Raw genomic sequence first — 15469 nt, forward strand, 5'->3', positions numbered from 1 at the left:
TTCGCCCGCCGGCGCTTTTGCGTTTGGCGATCGTGTCCAGAGGAGAAGCTGAGTGTTCGACAGTCTGAGCGATCGCCTGAACGGCGTCTTCGATCGCCTCCGCGGCCGCGGTGCGCTGACCGAAACGGACGTGCGCGCGGCGATGCGCGAGGTGCGAATCGCCTTGCTCGAGGCGGACGTGGCGCTGCCGGTGGTCCGCGAGTTCGTCGACAAGGCGACTGAGCAGGCGGTCGGCCAGCAGGTGCTGAAGTCGGTCACGCCGGGGCAGCAGGTCGTCAAGATCGTGCACGACGCCTTGGTCGAGATGCTCGGGGCCGACGTGGTCGAGCTCAATCTCGGCATCACCCCGCCCGCGATCATCCTGATGGTCGGCCTCCAGGGCTCAGGCAAGACCACCACCACGGCCAAGATCGCGAAGAGGCTCTCCGAGAAGGAGCGCAAGAAGGTGATGATGGCGTCGCTCGACGTCGCCCGCCCAGCCGCGCAGGAGCAGCTTGCCGTACTCGGCCGCCAGGCGAACGTCGCGACCTTGCCGATCGTGCCGGGCCAGCAGCCGGTCGACATCGCCAAGCGCGCTCTCCAGGCGGCGAAGCTGCAGGGCTTCGACGTGCTGATGCTCGACACGGCGGGCCGCCTCCACGTCGATCAGGCGCTGATGGATGAGATGAAGGCGGTGGCCTCCGTCTCCGATCCGGACGAAGTGCTGCTCGTCGTCGACTCGCTGACAGGTCAGGATGCGGTCAACGTCGCGCGCAACTTCTCGGAGCAGGTCGATCTCACCGGCGTCGTCCTCACCCGCATGGACGGCGATGCCCGCGGCGGTGCCGCGCTCTCGATGCGCGCCGTCACCGGCAAGCCGATCAAGTTCGCCGGCGTCGGCGAAGGCATCGACAAGATCGAGGCCTTCCACCCGCAGCGCGTCGCCGGCCGCATCCTCGGCATGGGGGACGTCGTCAGCCTGGTGGAGCGGGCCGCCGAGACCATCCAGATGGAGGAGGCCGAGGCCCTCGCCAACAAGATGGCCAAGGGGCAGTTCGACCTCAACGACCTCAGGTCGCAGCTCATGCAGATGCAGCGCATGGGCGGTCTCGGCGCGCTCGCCGGCATGCTGCCGGGCATGAAGAAGATGGCCGGCGTCGCGCAGAAGGCGCAGGACGAGAAGACGCTCGTCCACCTCGACGCGATCATCGGCTCGATGACGCCGCGGGAGCGTTCGAAGCCCGAGCTGCTCAACGCAAAGCGCAAGATCCGCGTTGCCAAGGGATCGGGAACGACGGTGCAGGAGGTCAACCGCCTCCTCAAGATGCATCAGGAAATGGCCACGGCCATGAAGAAGATCAGGAAGATGGGCGGCCTAGGCAAGCTCGGCGCCTTGTTCGGCGGCGGCGGAGCCGGCGGGCTTGGCGGCATGCTCGGTGGGATGGGCGGCATGCCTGGCGCCGGGGCGGCTCCGCCGGCCGGCCTGCCGGGCCTGCCGGGCGGCAACCAGCCGTTCAACCTCCCACCCGGCTTCGACAAGTTCATGAAGAAGTAGGTTCCGTCATCCCGGCGAAAGCCGGGATCTCGGGACGAGAAGACACAAGTGCACATATCGGCCTGAGACCCCCGCTTTCGCCGGGGTGACGGCAAAGTTCAAAAGGAGTGAAGAAAATGGCAGTTTCAATCCGGCTCGCCCGCGGCGGCGCAAAGAAGCGTCCTTATTACAAGATCATCGTCACCGACGCGCGCAACAGCCGCGACGGCAAGTTCATCGAGCGCATCGGCAGCTACAATCCGCTGCTCGCCAAGGACAATCCCGAGCGGGTGAAGCTTGACGCGGACCGCGCCCGCCATTGGCTGTCGGTCGGCGCCCAGCCGTCGGACCGCGTCGCCCGCTTCCTCGATGCCGCGGGCGTCAAGGAGCGCGCTGCCCGCAGCAACCTGAAGAAGGGCGAGCCGGGCGAGAAGGCCAAGGAGCGCGCCGAGGAGCGTGCCAGCCGCGACGCTGAGGCCGCCGAAGCCGCCGCCGCTGCCGCTGCCGAGCCGGCTCCCGCCGAGGAAGCCGCCCCGGCCGAAGAGGCTCCCGCCGAAGTGACCGCCGGGGGCGGCGAGGGTGAGGCCACTCCCGCCGACCAGGCGCCGAACGAAGGCGAGTCGACCAGCGAGCCCGCTGAGGGTTCGGACGAAGCGGCCCCCGCCGAGGGCGCCGAAAAGGCCGAATAAGCCTTGGCGGAGACGCAGCTCACCCTCGCCGCCATTGCCGGTGCTCACGGCATCGGCGGCGAGGTTCGCCTGAAGCTGTTCGGCGAAGGTGTCGATAGCCTCGCCCGCCATAAGGCGGTGCAGGTGGGCGATCGGCAGCTGACGCTGAAATCGGTGAAGCCGGGCGGCGGCGGTGCCATCGCCCGCTTTGCAGAAATCCTCGACCGAACGGCCGCGGAAGCCTTGCGCGGTCGCCTGGTCACGGTGCCGCGCTCAGCTCTCCCGCCGCTGGAGGAGGGCGAATATTACCACGCCGACCTGATTGGCCTCTCCTGCGAGGGTTCCGGCGGAGAGCAGCTCGGCCGGGTGGTCGCGGTGGAGAATTTCGGCGCCGGCGACATCATCGAGATCGAGCAGCCGGACGGGCGCCGCAACATGGTGCCGTTCCGCGCCGGCATCGCCGATCTCGCTGGCGACAAGATCCTCGTCGACCCGCTTTTTCTTGCCTGAGCGGCGGTTCGACCGCAGATTTCTCCTTCATCAGGAGGAGGGCGAGATGGCAGGATTTCGGGAGTTCATCGCGCGCGGAAACGTGCTCGACCTGGCCGTGGCGGTGATCATCGGCGGGGCGTTCGGGACGATCGTCAGCTCGCTCACCGACGATCTCATCATGCCGGTCGTGGGTGCCGTCACCGGCGGCATCGATTTTTCGAATTATTTCGTTCGTCTCGGCCCTGTACCTGCCGGATTTGCCGGTGATCCGAACAGTTATGCGGCGCTGAAGGCGGCGGGCGTGCCGATGTTCGGCTACGGCCAGTTCATCACCGCGATCGTCAATTTCCATCCTCGCCTTCATCATCTATCAACTCGTCAAGGTAGCGGCGCGGGTGCGCCCGCCTGCGGAGGCGGCGACGCCGGCGCCGAGCGACGAATTGCTGGTGCTGCGCGAGATCCGGGACGAGCTGAAGCGCCGCGCCTGAAGGTCAATCGGGTACGGGGCGGGCGATGATTTCATCGCCGCCTGCGCGGATCCGCAACTCGCCGCCCTCCGTCGTTCGCAGGGGCGCATTGCCGTTGCCGAGCGCGCGCCAATAGCCGCGCAGCTGCGGCGTCGGCGAGCATTCCTGCGCGTCGGAGATGATCATGCGCGTCCCGTCCGGAGCCGGCGCCCGGGTCGCATCGAAGCCCCAGCTGTTGCACCCGTCGCGTCCGCCGGTGACCCGACCGTCCCGCACGCGGAGCAGGAACTTGCCCGGCGGCACCTCCTGCCCGCTGATCGTGGTGACGGTCCACATCCCGTCCGGATTGGCCGCTTCGCCGTCGCATGCGGCGACAATCAGGAAAAGCGCATGGACGGCAGCGCGCATCTACCGCATCGAGTTGCCGCGCAGCCGCTCCCGGATGATCGGCTTTTCCTTCGCCAAGTCATTGCGGATCGTGGTGGCGGCGACGCCGCCTTCGCCCATGGCATGGCTGATCTGGTCGAGACCGAGCACGATATCGCCGGCGGCATAGACGCCCGCCACGCTGGTCCTTTGGTGTGAATCGACGATGATCGTGCCTTCCTCGGAAAGCTTGCAGTCGACCTGCTTGGCCAGTTCGCAATGCATGTCGGAGCCGAGGGCGGGATAGACGCTGTCGAACTCATATTCGCCATAAGGCGTCGCGACCGTGATGCATTTGCCGGCCGCAGCCACCGCGTGGCAGGGGCCGTCGACGCAGGCGATGTCGAATTCGCGCAACCGCGCCAGGTCCTCCGCATCGAGCTGGTGCGCCCGGTCGGGAGCGATCAGCGTGATATCCTCGGTAAATCCGCGAAGGAACACGGCCTCGGCGACCCCGCGCCCGCCGCTGCCGATGACGCCCACCTTCTTGTCCGTGACCTCATAGCCGTCGCACACCGGGCAATAGCGGATCAGGCCCTTCGACAGGGCCTCGTCGTGCAGGTCCTCGTCCATCGGCGGGCGGCGATTGGTGACGCCGGTCGCCAGCAGCACCTTGCGGGCGGTGACCGAGCCTTCGCCCCATTCCGCCTTGAAGCCGCCGTCGATCGGATCGAGCCGGGTGACGCGCGCGGTGTCGATGGAGGCACCGTACATCTGCGCCTGCTCCCGCATCCGCTCGAGCAGCTCCTTGCCCGAGATACCACCCGGAAAGCCGGCATGATTGTGGGTGCACGGGATCCAGCTCGCCCGGCTCTTTCCCGCATCGATCACCTTGAGCGACAGATGGTAGCGCGTGAGATAGATGGCGGCGGTGAGCCCGGCGGGCCCGCCGCCGATCACGAGGCAGTCATAGTCGAGATCGGCCATGGCGGCAGAGCGCGGCGCCCGAACTTAGGTTCCGTGGTTGCTGGCGCTCGGCTCACGCGCTGGCTAAGGCCGCGGGCAGCGAAAGGGAGGTTCGATGCGGCTTATCCTGACAGTCTGGGCGGCCTTGCTGCTGGCCCTCCCGCAGGCAGCGCAAGCGGATCTGCCGCCCGAGGCGTTGGCCCGGGCAATCCCAAACATCGACCGCATCTTCGCAGACTTCCAGCGGGAATCCCACGCGCCGGGCCTGGTCTACGGCATTGTCGCCGACGGTCGCCTCGTCCACGTCAAGACGCTCGGCGTGCAGGACCTTGAGGCAAAGCCGCCGGTCACTTCGGACAGTCTGTTCCGCATTGCATCCATGTCCAAGGCCTTCACGGCCCTCGCGATCCTGAAGCTCCGCGACGAGGGAAAGCTCTCGCTGGATGCGCTGGCGGAAACCTACGTTCCGGAGCTCCGGGCCTGGCGCTACCCGACTTCGGACTCGCCCCGCATCCGCGTCCGCGACCTCCTCAATCATACCGGCGGCTTCGTCACCGACGATCCCTGGGGCGATCGCCAGCAGGTGATGAGCGAGGCGGAGTTCACCCGGATGCTGCAGCAAGGGGTGCCCTTCACGCGGGCGCCCGGCACAGCGTTCGAATATTCGAACTTTGGCTACGCGCTGCTCGGCCGGATCGTCACCAACGTCTCCGGCATGCCGTACGACCAATATATCATGCGCAACATTCAGCGCCCGCTCGGCATGGCTTCGACCGGTTATGAGGTGCGCGACTGGCCGATCGAGCGCCGCGCCATCGGCTATCGCTGGGAGAATGAGGCCTGGAGCGAGGAGCCGACCATGCGCCACGGCGTGTTCGGTTCGATGGGCGGCGTCCAAACCAGCGCCAACGATTATGCGAAATGGATCGGCTTCCTGCTTTCCGCCTGGCCTGCCCGGGACGGACCGGCGACCGGTCCGGCCCGTCGCTCCACCGTCCGCGAGATGGCTGCCGGCTCCAATTTCGCGCGGCTCCGGTCTCGCTTCGGGACCCATCAGGTGCCGCAGGCGGCGGCTTATGGCATGGGCCTCATCGCCGCCCAGGACCCCGATCTCGGCAACACGCTCAGCCATGGCGGCGGCTATCCCGGCTACGGCTCGCACATGCTGCTGCTGACCGACCACAATGTTGGCCTCTTCGTTTTCACCAACCGCACCTATAACGGCGGCTCCGGCGCGGTCTGGGACGCGGCGATCGAGCTCCACAAGGCGGGAGGGCTGCCAGGCCGCCAGCTTCCCGTCAGCGCCTCGCTGGCAGCCGCTTATCGGGCCGCCACCTCCATGTATCGTGCGGGCGCCATCGAGCCGGGCCGCAGACTGTTGGCGATGAACTTCTTGATGGACCGCTCGCCCGAGAACTGGAGCCGCGAATTCACTCGCCTCAAGGGCGAGACCGGCGAGTGCGACACGGCGGCCCCCATCACGCCGACCGGAATGCTGTCGGGCACCTTCTCCTGGCGCTGCGCAAGGGGCCGCCTCGACGGGCAGCTGCTGCTCGCGCCGACCGATCCCGCCGGTATCCAGGCGCTGCGCTTCGCGGTGGTTCCGCCGCAGCCGTGACCTGGCGCGCCACGGCTCTCACCCTCTACCCGGAGATGTTTCCGGGGCCGCTGGGCCTCAGCCTCGCCGGGCGGGCGCTGGGGGAGGGGACCTGGTCGCTGGAGACGGTGCATATCCGCGACTTCGCCACTGACAAGCACAAGTCGGTGGACGACACGACCGCGGGCGGCGGGGCGGGGATGGTGATGCGGGCGGACGTGCTCGCACGCGCGGTCGATCATGTGCTGGAGCGGCAGCCCGAGGCGCCGATGCTCGCCATGACCCCGCGGGGCCAGCCGCTCACCCAGAAGCTGGTGCGCGAGCTTGCCACGGGACCCGGGGTGTCGATCCTCTGCGGGCGTTTCGAGGGTATCGACGAGCGTCTGTTCGAGGCGCGGCCGATCGTGCCCGTGTCCATCGGCGACTATGTGCTTTCGGGCGGCGAGACCGCCGCTTTGGTCCTCCTCGATGCTTGCGTTCGGCTGCTTCCTGGCGTAATGGGCGCGCCTTCGAGCGGTGAAGAGGAAAGCTTCGAACAGGGGCTCCTCGAATACCCTCATTATACCCGACCATATGAATGGGAAGGACGCACGATCCCCGAAGTGCTGCGATCGGGGGATCATGCGAAGATCGCTGCCTGGCGAAAGCAAAAGGCGGCGGACGATACACGGCTAAGGCGGCCGGACCTGATCGAGCGCCACGGGGGCGCGCGAAGGACACCGCCCTCTGGCGCGCGGCACGAGAGTGAAGGCGAAGAGCAATGAACCTGATCCAGACCCTCGAGGCCGAGGCCATCGAGCAGTTCAAGTCCACCAAGCAGATTCCCGATTTCCGCCCCGGCGATACGCTGCGCGTCGGCGTCCGCGTCGTCGAAGGCGACCGCACCCGCGTCCAGAATTACGAGGGCGTCTGCATCGCCCGCGCCAACAAGGGCCTGGGCTCCAGCTTCACCGTCCGCAAGATCAGCTTCGGCGAGGGTGTCGAGCGCGTCTTCCCGCTCTATTCGCCGAACATCGACTCGATCGAGGTCGTCCGCCACGGCGCCGTCCGCCGCGCCAAGCTCTATTATCTGCGCGGTCGCACCGGCAAGGCTGCCCGCATCGCCGAGCGCCGCGTCGACACCGCGAAGACCGGCCAGCCGGTCGCCGCGACGGCCACTCCGGAGACCGAGACTGCCGAGGGCTGATTGCTCCGGCCGGTGAATTGACGAAGAGGCCGCGCTTTGCGGCCTCTTTTCTTATCGGGCCATCGGCAACGCGCCGACCGGGGTCGCCGCCTTGGGGTCGCGGATCGTCAGGTAGTAGTCGAAGGCCAGGATCGTCTGCCGCGTCTTGGCGTCGATGTCCTTGAGCTCGCGCAGCTTGGGCCGCAGGGCTTTGAGGTCGATGAGCGTGACCTCGTCTGTGGCGAGCTGCCCGACCAGACTGTCTTTGCCGAAATAGGGGCTGCACGATGCAGGCTTGCTGGTCTGCGGGTTGAGCGACTCGCCGCCGTTGCAGTCCACCATCATGTTCACCAGTTCGAAGCCGCGCGGCAGGCCCCATTCGGCCAGGAAGTTCGCCAGACTCGGCACGTCGGTGCCGCTCAGGCCCCGCATGGCGTGGTAGCCGCCGAACTTCATGAAAACTTTCGGCGGGGTCCCCAGCCGCCGCTCCGCCTCCGCGAACCGGCGGGCGAAATTAACCTTCATGTAATTTTCGCGGGTGAGGTTGGCGGGATAGATTGGACCTGTCTTGCGCATGAAGGGCGCGTAGATCTCGCTCGAGAGACGCAGGTCCCGGAGCAACGCGGTCGCATGCTCGTCCCCTGCGAAGGCGGCGTCGAGCGGATCGAGCTCGGCCGGCGTCAGGACCCCGATCAGCATCGGATTGGCCGTGGATTTGGCCGCCAACGCATCGATCGCTTGGTGCTGTCCGGCCGAGCGCGCGCGCTTGCGCAGGAGATCGACTACGATCGGCGCCGCGCCGACGAACTCCTGGTCTAGGCCCCACAAGGCCTTCTGCTTGTCCGGAGAGCGCGCGACGATCTGCTCAGTGAGCGCGATTTCCTCGGCAAAGAAGAGGAAGGGAATAGTGAAGCCGTGGCCCGGCTGGGCAATATAGTTGGCGAGCCGGCCCGGGCCCTGCCGCACCAAGGTCTCGGCGAAATCGGTTGAATGGGGGCCGACCTCGAGCGCCGAGTGGGTATAGCCGCCGCTCGTCGCCAGCACACGGTGGAGGGCCTTCACGAACAAGGCGATGTCGGCGACGCCGTGCTGCTCGCCGATCATGAAGAATTGCGCCTGCCGGCCGTCCGCGATCAGCCGCTCCCAGCCTGGGCCGGAATAGGCGTCGGGGGCGCTTCGGCTGATCGGGATCTTATGTTGGAGGATGATGTCCGATGCGCTCTTTTGCTGCGCCGCCGCAGGTTGAACCGCCATCATGCACCCCGCCGCAAACAGCCACGACCGTTTCATTCACGTCCCCCTGCTCCCGGGAACGGTTTTGCATCAACGGGATGGCCGTTCAAGCGGATGGGTGCCGTTGACTTCGATTGACGTTGACGTGAACGGAAACTAGACCGGCGAGCCATGCCGCAGTCCGCTCTCCACTCCGATTTCCACCACGCCGAGCACAGCACCGTCACCTACTCCATTACCGAGCTCTGCGAGGAGTTCGGGGTGACGCCGCGCGCACTGCGTTTCTACGAGGATGAGGGGCTGATCGCGCCTCAGCGGGTCGGTCTTACCCGCGTCTATTCCTGGCGGGATCGCGCGCGGCTCGCCTGGATCCTGCGCGGGAAGCGCGTCGGCTTCAGCCTCGCCGATATTCGCGAGATGATCGACCTCTATGATCTCGGCGACGGGCGCGAGGCGCAGCGCCGCGTGACCGTCCAGAAGTGCCGGGAGCGGATCGATCTGCTCGAAAAGCAGCGCCGCGACATCGACGGGACGATCAAGGAATTGACCGCCTTCATCGCCATGGTCGGCGATGCCTCCGCAAAAATCGACTGATCGCTCCGAGGAACGAAGATGCCCAGCTACACCGCTCCCGTCGCCGACACGCGTTACATCATCGATCATCTGCTCGGGCTCGAACGCTATTCGAACCTGCCGGGCTTCGAGAATGCGACGCCCGACATGATCGAGGCCGTGCTGGGTGAGGCGGGGCGCTTCTGCGAGGAGGTGCTGGCGCCGCTCAACCGCGTCGGCGACGAGCATGGCTGCACGCGCAACGACGACGGTTCGGTGACGACGCCGCCGGGCTTCAAGGAGGCTTGGGACCAGTTCGTCGCCAATGGCTGGACCACCCTGTCGGCGCCCGAGGAATTTGGCGGGCAGGGGCTGCCGCACGTCGTCTCGACCGCGGTCTCCGAATATCTCTGCGCGGCCAATCACAGCTTCGAGATGTATAACGGCCTGACCCAGGGTGCGATCGCATCGATCCTGGTCAAGGGTTCGGACGAGCAGAAGGCCAAATACCTCCCCAACATGGTCGGCGGCCGCTGGACCGGCACGATGAACCTGACCGAGCCGCATTGCGGCACCGATCTTGGCCTCATCAAGACCAAGGCCGAGCCGCAGGGGGACGGTTCTTATAAGATCACCGGCACCAAGATTTTCATCTCGTCAGGCGAACACGACCTTTCGGAGAACATCATCCACCTGGTTCTCGCCAAGATCAGCGGCGCACCGGACAATGTGAAGGGCATCTCGCTCTTCATCGTGCCCAAGATCGCGGTGAATGACGATGGCTCGCTGGGCGACCGCAACGGCGTCACCTGCGGCTCGATCGAGCACAAAATGGGCATCCACGGCAACTCGACCTGCGTCATGAACTACGACGGCGCGACCGGATATCTCGTTGGCGACGAGAATAAGGGCTTGGCCGCAATGTTCATCATGATGAACGCAGCCCGTCTCGGCGTCGGCCTGCAGGGCCTCGCTCAGGGCGACGTCGCCTATCAGAACGCCGTCCAGTATGCGAAGGACCGCCGGCAGGGCAGGGCGCTCACCGGCCCCGCCGAACCGGGCGAGAAGGCCGACACCCTGTTCGTCCACCCGGACGTTCGCCGGATGCTGATGGAAGCCAAGGCCTATAATGAGGGCGCCCGCGCGCTCATCCTGTGGGGCGCGCTCCAGGTTGATCTCTCGCGCAAGGCGCAGACCGAGGAGGAGCGTGAGAGCGCCAACGACCTCATCTCGCTGCTCACCCCAGTCATCAAGGGCTATCTGACCGACAAGGGCTTCGAGGCCGCAATCCTCTCGCAGCAGGTCTATGGCGGCCACGGCTATATCCGCGAATGGGGCATGGACCAGTTCGTCCGCGACGCCCGCATCGCCCAAATCTACGAGGGCACCAACGGCATCCAGGCGATGGACCTGGTCGGCCGCAAGCTTGCCCAAAATGGGGGTCGCGCAGTGCAGGCCTTCTTCCGCCTCGTCGCCGAGGAAGTGAGTGATGCCAAAGGCAAGGACGGCACCGCGGAGATCGCCGCAGCGCTCGAGCGCGCTAACAGCGAGCTGCAGACCGCGACCATGTGGCTGATGCAGAATGCCATGCAGAACCCGAACAATGCTGGCGCGGCGGCCTACAGCTACATGCACCTGATGGGTATCGTCACGCTCGGCCTCATGTGGCTGCGCATGGCCAAGGCAAGCGGCGAGGTTCTCTCGAACGGAGCCGAGAATGCCGGCTTCCACCAGGCAAAGCTCGTCACCGCCCGCTTCTTCGCGGAACGCATCATGCCGGAAGCCGGGGCGCTTCGCCGCAAGATCGAGGCGGGCTCCGAGACGATCATGGCCTTGCCGGTCGAGGCCTTCTAGTCCAATCACCGTTCCGGGACGCCGGAACGGGGGATGACTTGACGCCACTCGAACGGGGGCAGCTCTGGGTGATGCTGATCCACAGCATCCTGGTCTGCCTGGTCGTGCTCGCCGCCGCTTCCGGGGCTTCAATTGGGCTCTATGTGCAGACGGGCATCTCGCCGGCTTTCGTTCTGCTGCCGCTGCTTCTGCTCCTGATCTACCCCGCCTTGATCGGCCCCCACCGCAATTACCGCTCTTGGGGCTATCGCATGGACGCGGAGGAGCTGCGCCTCGCCCACGGTGTGCTTACCCATGTCGAGACGTTGGTGCCGCTGAAGCGGGTCCAGCATCTCGATATCAGCCAGGGGCCGCTGGAGCGCGCCTTCGGCGTCTGCCGGCTGGTGCTCCACACTGCCGGCACCGCGCACAGCCAGGTTACGCTCCCAGGCCTCCCGCGCGCGACAGCCGAGGCAATGCGCAGCGAGATCCGGAGCCACATCCGCCAGGAGCCCGAATGAACGGCGGCACGGTTGCGGATCGGCGGGTCCATCCCGGCACGGTGGCGCTACGCTTCCTCAAGGACCTGCCGCAGACTTTGATTGGCTTGCCGGCGCTGTTCGCGCTCATCTCGGACACCGGCTGGAGCTACGTGCTCCTGATCGCCTTTGCCGCCGCGATCGTGCTGATCCTCGCGCAATGGCTGAGCTGGAGCCGCTTCAGCTATGGCGTCGGCAGCCAGGAGATCGTGATCAAGAGCGGCATCCTCAGCCGCAACCGCCGCTCCATCCCCTTCGATCGGGTGCAGGACGTCGATATCGAGCGGGGGCCGCTGCACCGGCTGTTCGGCCTGGCCAAGGTTCGCATAGAGACGGGGGGATCGGCCAAGGACGAGGGCGTCCTCGACAGCGTCACCCTTGCCGAAGCCGACCGGCTACGCGCCGCCATCCGCGCCGGCAGGTCCGGGCAAGCGACGGCGGATGCTCTAGAAGCGGTGGAGCCAGACGCGCATCTGCTGTTCGCGATGAGCCCGCAGCGGGTTCTACTCTCCGGCTTCTTCAACTTCTCGCTCATCTATCTCGCCGGCGTGTTCGCGGTCCTGCAGACGTTCGAGCCCTACATCCCGTTCGACATCTACGATCCGGGCCGCTGGATCGGCCTGGTCGATGAACGGACGGTGCGTGGCTTCACGCTCGGTGCCTGGCTGGCGGTGCTGATGGTCGCTCTGCTGCTCGGCGTCGTCACCGGCGTGCTGCGCACCCTGTCCCGAGACTTTGGCTTCCGGCTCATGGCGGAGGGCGCGCGGATGCGCCGCGAACGCGGCCTCTTCACCCGCAGCGAAGTGGTGCTGCCGAAGAACCGCATCCAGCTCGCGCTGGTGAGGAGCGGCCCCGTTCGCCGCGCGCTCGGCTTTGCAGACCTGCTCTTCCAGACGCTGAGCGCCGGCAAGGGCGGCAGCGGCCAGCAGAGCGTCGCGCCGTTCGCCCGGCCGCCCGAGATCCAGCGCGTGCTGGCGGAAGGGCGCCGCCTCGCCATGCCGGATCCGGCCATCCTCCAGCGCGTCTCGACCCGCCATATCGTTCGTGCCGGGCTTCGCGATGCGCTGCTGCCCTTGCTCCTCATTCTCGGTCTTTCGGTCGTGCGGTGGGAGGCGTTGCTGCTGCTCCCGATCGTGCCGCTTCTCCTTATTGCGGCCTTCGTCCGCCGCCGTTTCCACCGATATGCGCTGAGCGGCGGCACGCTCTTCGTCCGGGATGGCTTCTGGCGGCAGCGGCTGTGGATCGCGCCCGTGCGCAACACCCAGGCTGTGAGCCTTCGCCGCTCGATTCTTCAGCGCCTGCTCGGCCTCGCCACCGTCACGATCGATACTGCCGGGGCGCCCGCGCTCGGCGGCCCCCGCATCGTCGACCTTAGCCTCGAGCGGGCGCATCAGCTGATGAACGATATTGCGGCGGGGGTGCGGACGGCTAATCTCCAACGATCATCTTGAACCGGGGGACAGGTGCATGGATTCGAATGACGGTTTCGCGGCGGATCGCCGGACAGTCCTGCGCAGCGCGGCGGCAGGCGCGGTGCTGATGACGCCGCGGGCTGTCTTGGCGGCATCCGGCGACCGCGAGGCGATCCTGAAAGCGGTGGAGGCGGGCCATGACGCCTCCGTCGCCCGCATCCAGGATTGGATCCGCAACCCCTCGATTGCCGCCGAGAACTTCAAGATGCAGGAGGGCGCCGACTATATGGCGCGGCTCGCCCGCGACGCCGGCTTCCAGAAGGTCAGGGTGGTGCCGACGTCCGGTCACCCTGGCGTTTTCGCGGCCTTGGATTCCGGCGCGAAGCGCTGGGTCGGCATCTACTTCATGTATGACGTCAAGCAGTTCGACCCGGCGGAATGGTCCTCGCCGCCGCTGGAGGCGCGGATCCTCGACCGGCCGGGAACGGGCAAGGTCATCATGGGCCGCGGCGCGGTCAACCAGAAGGGGCCGGAAGCAGCCTTCCTCGCCGCCCTCCACGCCTTCCGCGCCTCGGGGCGCAAGCTGCCGGTCAACATCGCGCTCGTGGCCGAGGGCGAGGAGGAAATCGGCTCGCCCAACTTCCGCGACATGTTCAAGGATCCCGAAGTCCTCGCGACGATGAAGAAGTGCGAGGGCGTGATCATCCCCTCCGCCAGCCAGAGCCCAACCGGCGCGGCAAATATCTCGCTCGGCGCCAAGGGCATCATCGAGCTGGAGCTCGTCGCCAGCGGCGAGAAATGGGGCAGGGGGCCTGCCAAGGACGTCCATTCCAGCCTCAAGGCGCAGGTCGACAGCCCCGCCTGGCGACTCGTCCAGGCGCTGCAGACCCTGGTCACGGCCGACGGCAATACGCCGGCGATCGACGGCTGGTTCGAGAAGGTGCGGCCGCTCACCGCCCGCGAGAAGGCGATCATCGCCGAGACTGCCCGCACGCGCAGCGAAGCGGACGCCAAGCGGGCGCTTGGCGTGAAGGTCTGGATCGACGATCTGCCATGGCAGGCGTCGCTGGAGCGGCTCGCCTCGCAGCCGACCGTCAACATCGAAGGGCTGGTCGCCGGCTATACCGGCCCCGGCGGCAAGACCGTCCTGCCCGCCCGCGCCGTCGCCAAGATCGATCTGCGCCTGGTGCCCAACATGACGGCGGCGGATTCGCTCGCCAAGCTCAAGGCGCATCTCGCCAAGCGCGGCTTCGGCGATGTCGAAGTCAATATGAGCGGCGGCTACGACCCGACCGAGACGGCCGAAGACAGCAAGATCATCCGCGCGCAGCAGGCGGTCTTCACCCGCAACAAGGTCGATTATTCGCTGTCGCCGCGGAGCGCCGGCTCCTGGCCCGGGTCGGTGTTCACCGGCCCGCCGCTGATGCTCGGCGCCGGCCAGTTCGGCCTCGGCACCGGCGGCGGCGCCCATGCGCCCGACGAATATTTCGTGATCGAGAGCAGCAAGCCCGAGGTCGCCGGCCTGACCGGCGCGACCATGGGCTATGTCGACTTCCTCTTCGAGATGGCCAGCATCAGGTGACGGCGCGGGCGGCCGCGGACGCAAAGCGCGCGGGCGCCTCGGGATCGTAGCGCAGGTAGAGGTCCGGCTCGACCAGCTCCAGCTCCATGAGCACGGGCTGGCCGGAGGTGTCGCGGACGAGATCGACGCGGGCGTAGAGCAGGGGCTCCTCGACCGCGCCGAGCACCGCGTCCGCCGCCGCGCGCTCGTCGGCAGCAGGCTTATGAGCAGTGATGATGCCGTCATATTCGGGCTGCACCCGGAAGTCGCCCGGCTGCGGCTGCTTGCGGATCGCATGGCTGAACGTGCCGCCAAGATAAATGAGCGAGATCTCCCCCTCCTGCTCGATGGCGGGAAGGTAGGGCTGGACCATGGCGGGTCCGGTCGGGCCGCCGTCGAGCGGCTGTCCCGGCGACCAGCGAACCGTCTGCCACGCGCCGGCGGAGATGCGGGGCTTGGCGATCAGCCGCTCCGTCCCGAACCGCGCCGCCGCCTCGTCCAGCACCTCCTGCGAGAGGCGCTCTACGAAGATGGTCGGCGTAACGGGTGCGCCGCCGTCGGCGAGGCGGCCGAGATAAGCCTTGTCCGCATTCCAGCGCAGCACCGAACCGGGATTCTGGAGCCGCAGGCCCTGGCGCTCCCAGCGCCCGACCTGGTCGTCCCACTGCTCGCCAGCGCGGTGATAGCCCCAGACGAGCAAGGGCAGGACGAGGTTGACGCCGCCGAGCTCCGGATCCGTCCAGCTCCGCCCCTCGACCGACAGCCGGGCCGCGCGCAGCGGCGCGGCGAGCTCGGCGAGGACGTCGCGCCAGCGTGTGTGGAAGCCTTCGTCCTGTGGGTCGGGCGTGAGGATCGCGATGTTCGGCATGAGCGTCCGCTAGCCGCCGCCTGCCCTAAGGGCCACCCCGTTCATTGACAGGTCAGGCACCTGGGGTCAGGATGACGGTTGTGACCCATGATCGCGTCCTTCAGCTGATTCCGAGCGCCGCTTTCGGCGCCGCCGCTGCGGTCGCTTATTATAGCTACGGACTCGCTCGGGCGGGACCGGACTGACGCGCACCTAAAACAAGGCACGTACAATCCACCCCGTCCGAGTTCCTCGGGC

The 15469-nt window shown here is 67.0% G+C and carries 15 protein-coding genes and 1 pseudogene; 12 read left to right on the plus strand and 4 right to left on the minus strand.

The window, feature by feature from the left end; translation table 11 throughout:
* The first annotated feature begins 52 nt into the window (after positions 1 to 52).
* The 4 genes and pseudogenes from ffh (at position 53) to mscL (ending at position 3161) form a co-directional block, all read left to right on the plus strand.
* On the plus strand, positions 53 to 1534 hold the full coding sequence (gene ffh, locus AC5JBD_RS13985) for a signal recognition particle protein (protein WP_495722426.1): 1482 nt from the start codon (positions 53 to 55) through the stop codon (positions 1532 to 1534).
* A gap of 116 nt (positions 1535 to 1650) precedes the next feature.
* Positions 1651 to 2202 (plus strand): 30S ribosomal protein S16, encoded by a 552-nt coding sequence (gene rpsP / locus AC5JBD_RS13990; protein WP_495722427.1) that lies wholly within the window; start codon positions 1651 to 1653, stop codon positions 2200 to 2202.
* A gap of 3 nt (positions 2203 to 2205) precedes the next feature.
* Positions 2206 to 2691, plus strand: coding sequence for a ribosome maturation factor RimM (rimM, locus tag AC5JBD_RS13995; RefSeq protein WP_495722428.1), 486 nt, complete (start codon positions 2206 to 2208; stop codon positions 2689 to 2691).
* Between the two features lie 46 nt (positions 2692 to 2737).
* Positions 2738 to 3161: pseudogene (gene mscL / locus AC5JBD_RS14000) on the plus strand (large conductance mechanosensitive channel protein MscL).
* Positions 3162 to 3164: 3 nt separating this feature from the next.
* Here mscL and AC5JBD_RS14005 read toward each other — a convergent pair.
* Entirely contained in the window at positions 3165 to 3548 is a 384-nt protein-coding gene (locus AC5JBD_RS14005; protein ID WP_495722429.1) for a hypothetical protein, read from the minus strand.
* Complete coding sequence (locus AC5JBD_RS14010) at positions 3549 to 4493, minus strand: NAD(P)/FAD-dependent oxidoreductase (protein WP_495722430.1); 945 nt, start codon at positions 4491 to 4493, stop codon at positions 3549 to 3551.
* A gap of 94 nt (positions 4494 to 4587) precedes the next feature.
* Between AC5JBD_RS14010 and AC5JBD_RS14015 the strand changes: the two genes are divergently transcribed.
* From AC5JBD_RS14015 to rplS, 3 genes are read left to right on the plus strand one after another with little or no spacing between them, the layout of a single operon-like run.
* Positions 4588 to 6090 (plus strand): serine hydrolase domain-containing protein, encoded by a 1503-nt coding sequence (locus AC5JBD_RS14015; protein ID WP_495722431.1) that lies wholly within the window; start codon positions 4588 to 4590, stop codon positions 6088 to 6090.
* Complete coding sequence (gene trmD, locus AC5JBD_RS14020) at positions 6087 to 6833, plus strand: tRNA (guanosine(37)-N1)-methyltransferase TrmD (RefSeq protein ID WP_495722432.1); 747 nt, start codon at positions 6087 to 6089, stop codon at positions 6831 to 6833. The genes AC5JBD_RS14015 and trmD overlap by 4 nt, the downstream gene beginning before the upstream one ends.
* Entirely contained in the window at positions 6830 to 7255 is a 426-nt protein-coding gene (rplS, locus tag AC5JBD_RS14025; RefSeq protein WP_495722433.1) for a 50S ribosomal protein L19, read from the plus strand. Before trmD ends, rplS begins: the two co-directional genes overlap by 4 nt.
* A gap of 51 nt (positions 7256 to 7306) precedes the next feature.
* Here rplS and AC5JBD_RS14030 read toward each other — a convergent pair whose 3' ends face one another.
* Positions 7307 to 8488: a hypothetical protein gene (locus AC5JBD_RS14030; protein ID WP_495722434.1), complete on the minus strand. Its 1182-nt coding sequence runs from the start codon at positions 8486 to 8488 to the stop codon at positions 7307 to 7309.
* Between the two features lie 150 nt (positions 8489 to 8638).
* On the opposite strand from AC5JBD_RS14030, the gene AC5JBD_RS14035 reads away from it, so the two are divergent.
* The 5 genes from AC5JBD_RS14035 to AC5JBD_RS14055 are packed head-to-tail and all read left to right on the plus strand — an operon-like array spanning position 8639 to position 14385.
* Positions 8639 to 9061: a MerR family transcriptional regulator gene (locus AC5JBD_RS14035; RefSeq protein WP_495722435.1), complete on the plus strand. Its 423-nt coding sequence runs from the start codon at positions 8639 to 8641 to the stop codon at positions 9059 to 9061.
* Positions 9062 to 9079: 18 nt separating this feature from the next.
* On the plus strand, positions 9080 to 10873 hold the full coding sequence (locus tag AC5JBD_RS14040) for an acyl-CoA dehydrogenase C-terminal domain-containing protein (protein WP_495722436.1): 1794 nt from the start codon (positions 9080 to 9082) through the stop codon (positions 10871 to 10873).
* 38 nt (positions 10874 to 10911) lie between these two features.
* Complete coding sequence (locus AC5JBD_RS14045) at positions 10912 to 11373, plus strand: PH domain-containing protein (protein ID WP_495722437.1); 462 nt, start codon at positions 10912 to 10914, stop codon at positions 11371 to 11373.
* Positions 11370 to 12842, plus strand: a complete 1473-nt coding sequence (locus AC5JBD_RS14050) for a PH domain-containing protein (protein WP_495722438.1) — start codon at positions 11370 to 11372, stop codon at positions 12840 to 12842. The genes AC5JBD_RS14045 and AC5JBD_RS14050 overlap by 4 nt, the downstream gene beginning before the upstream one ends.
* 16 nt (positions 12843 to 12858) lie before the next feature.
* Positions 12859 to 14385, plus strand: a complete 1527-nt coding sequence (locus AC5JBD_RS14055) for a M20/M25/M40 family metallo-hydrolase (protein WP_495722439.1) — start codon at positions 12859 to 12861, stop codon at positions 14383 to 14385.
* Here the strand turns inward: AC5JBD_RS14055 and AC5JBD_RS14060 are convergent.
* Positions 14378 to 15232, minus strand: a complete 855-nt coding sequence (locus tag AC5JBD_RS14060; RefSeq protein WP_495722440.1) for an ATP-grasp domain-containing protein — start codon at positions 15230 to 15232, stop codon at positions 14378 to 14380. The genes AC5JBD_RS14055 and AC5JBD_RS14060 overlap by 8 nt on opposite strands.
* Positions 15233 to 15469 lie beyond the last annotated feature (237 nt).

This window comes from Allosphingosinicella sp., assembly GCF_059502505.1.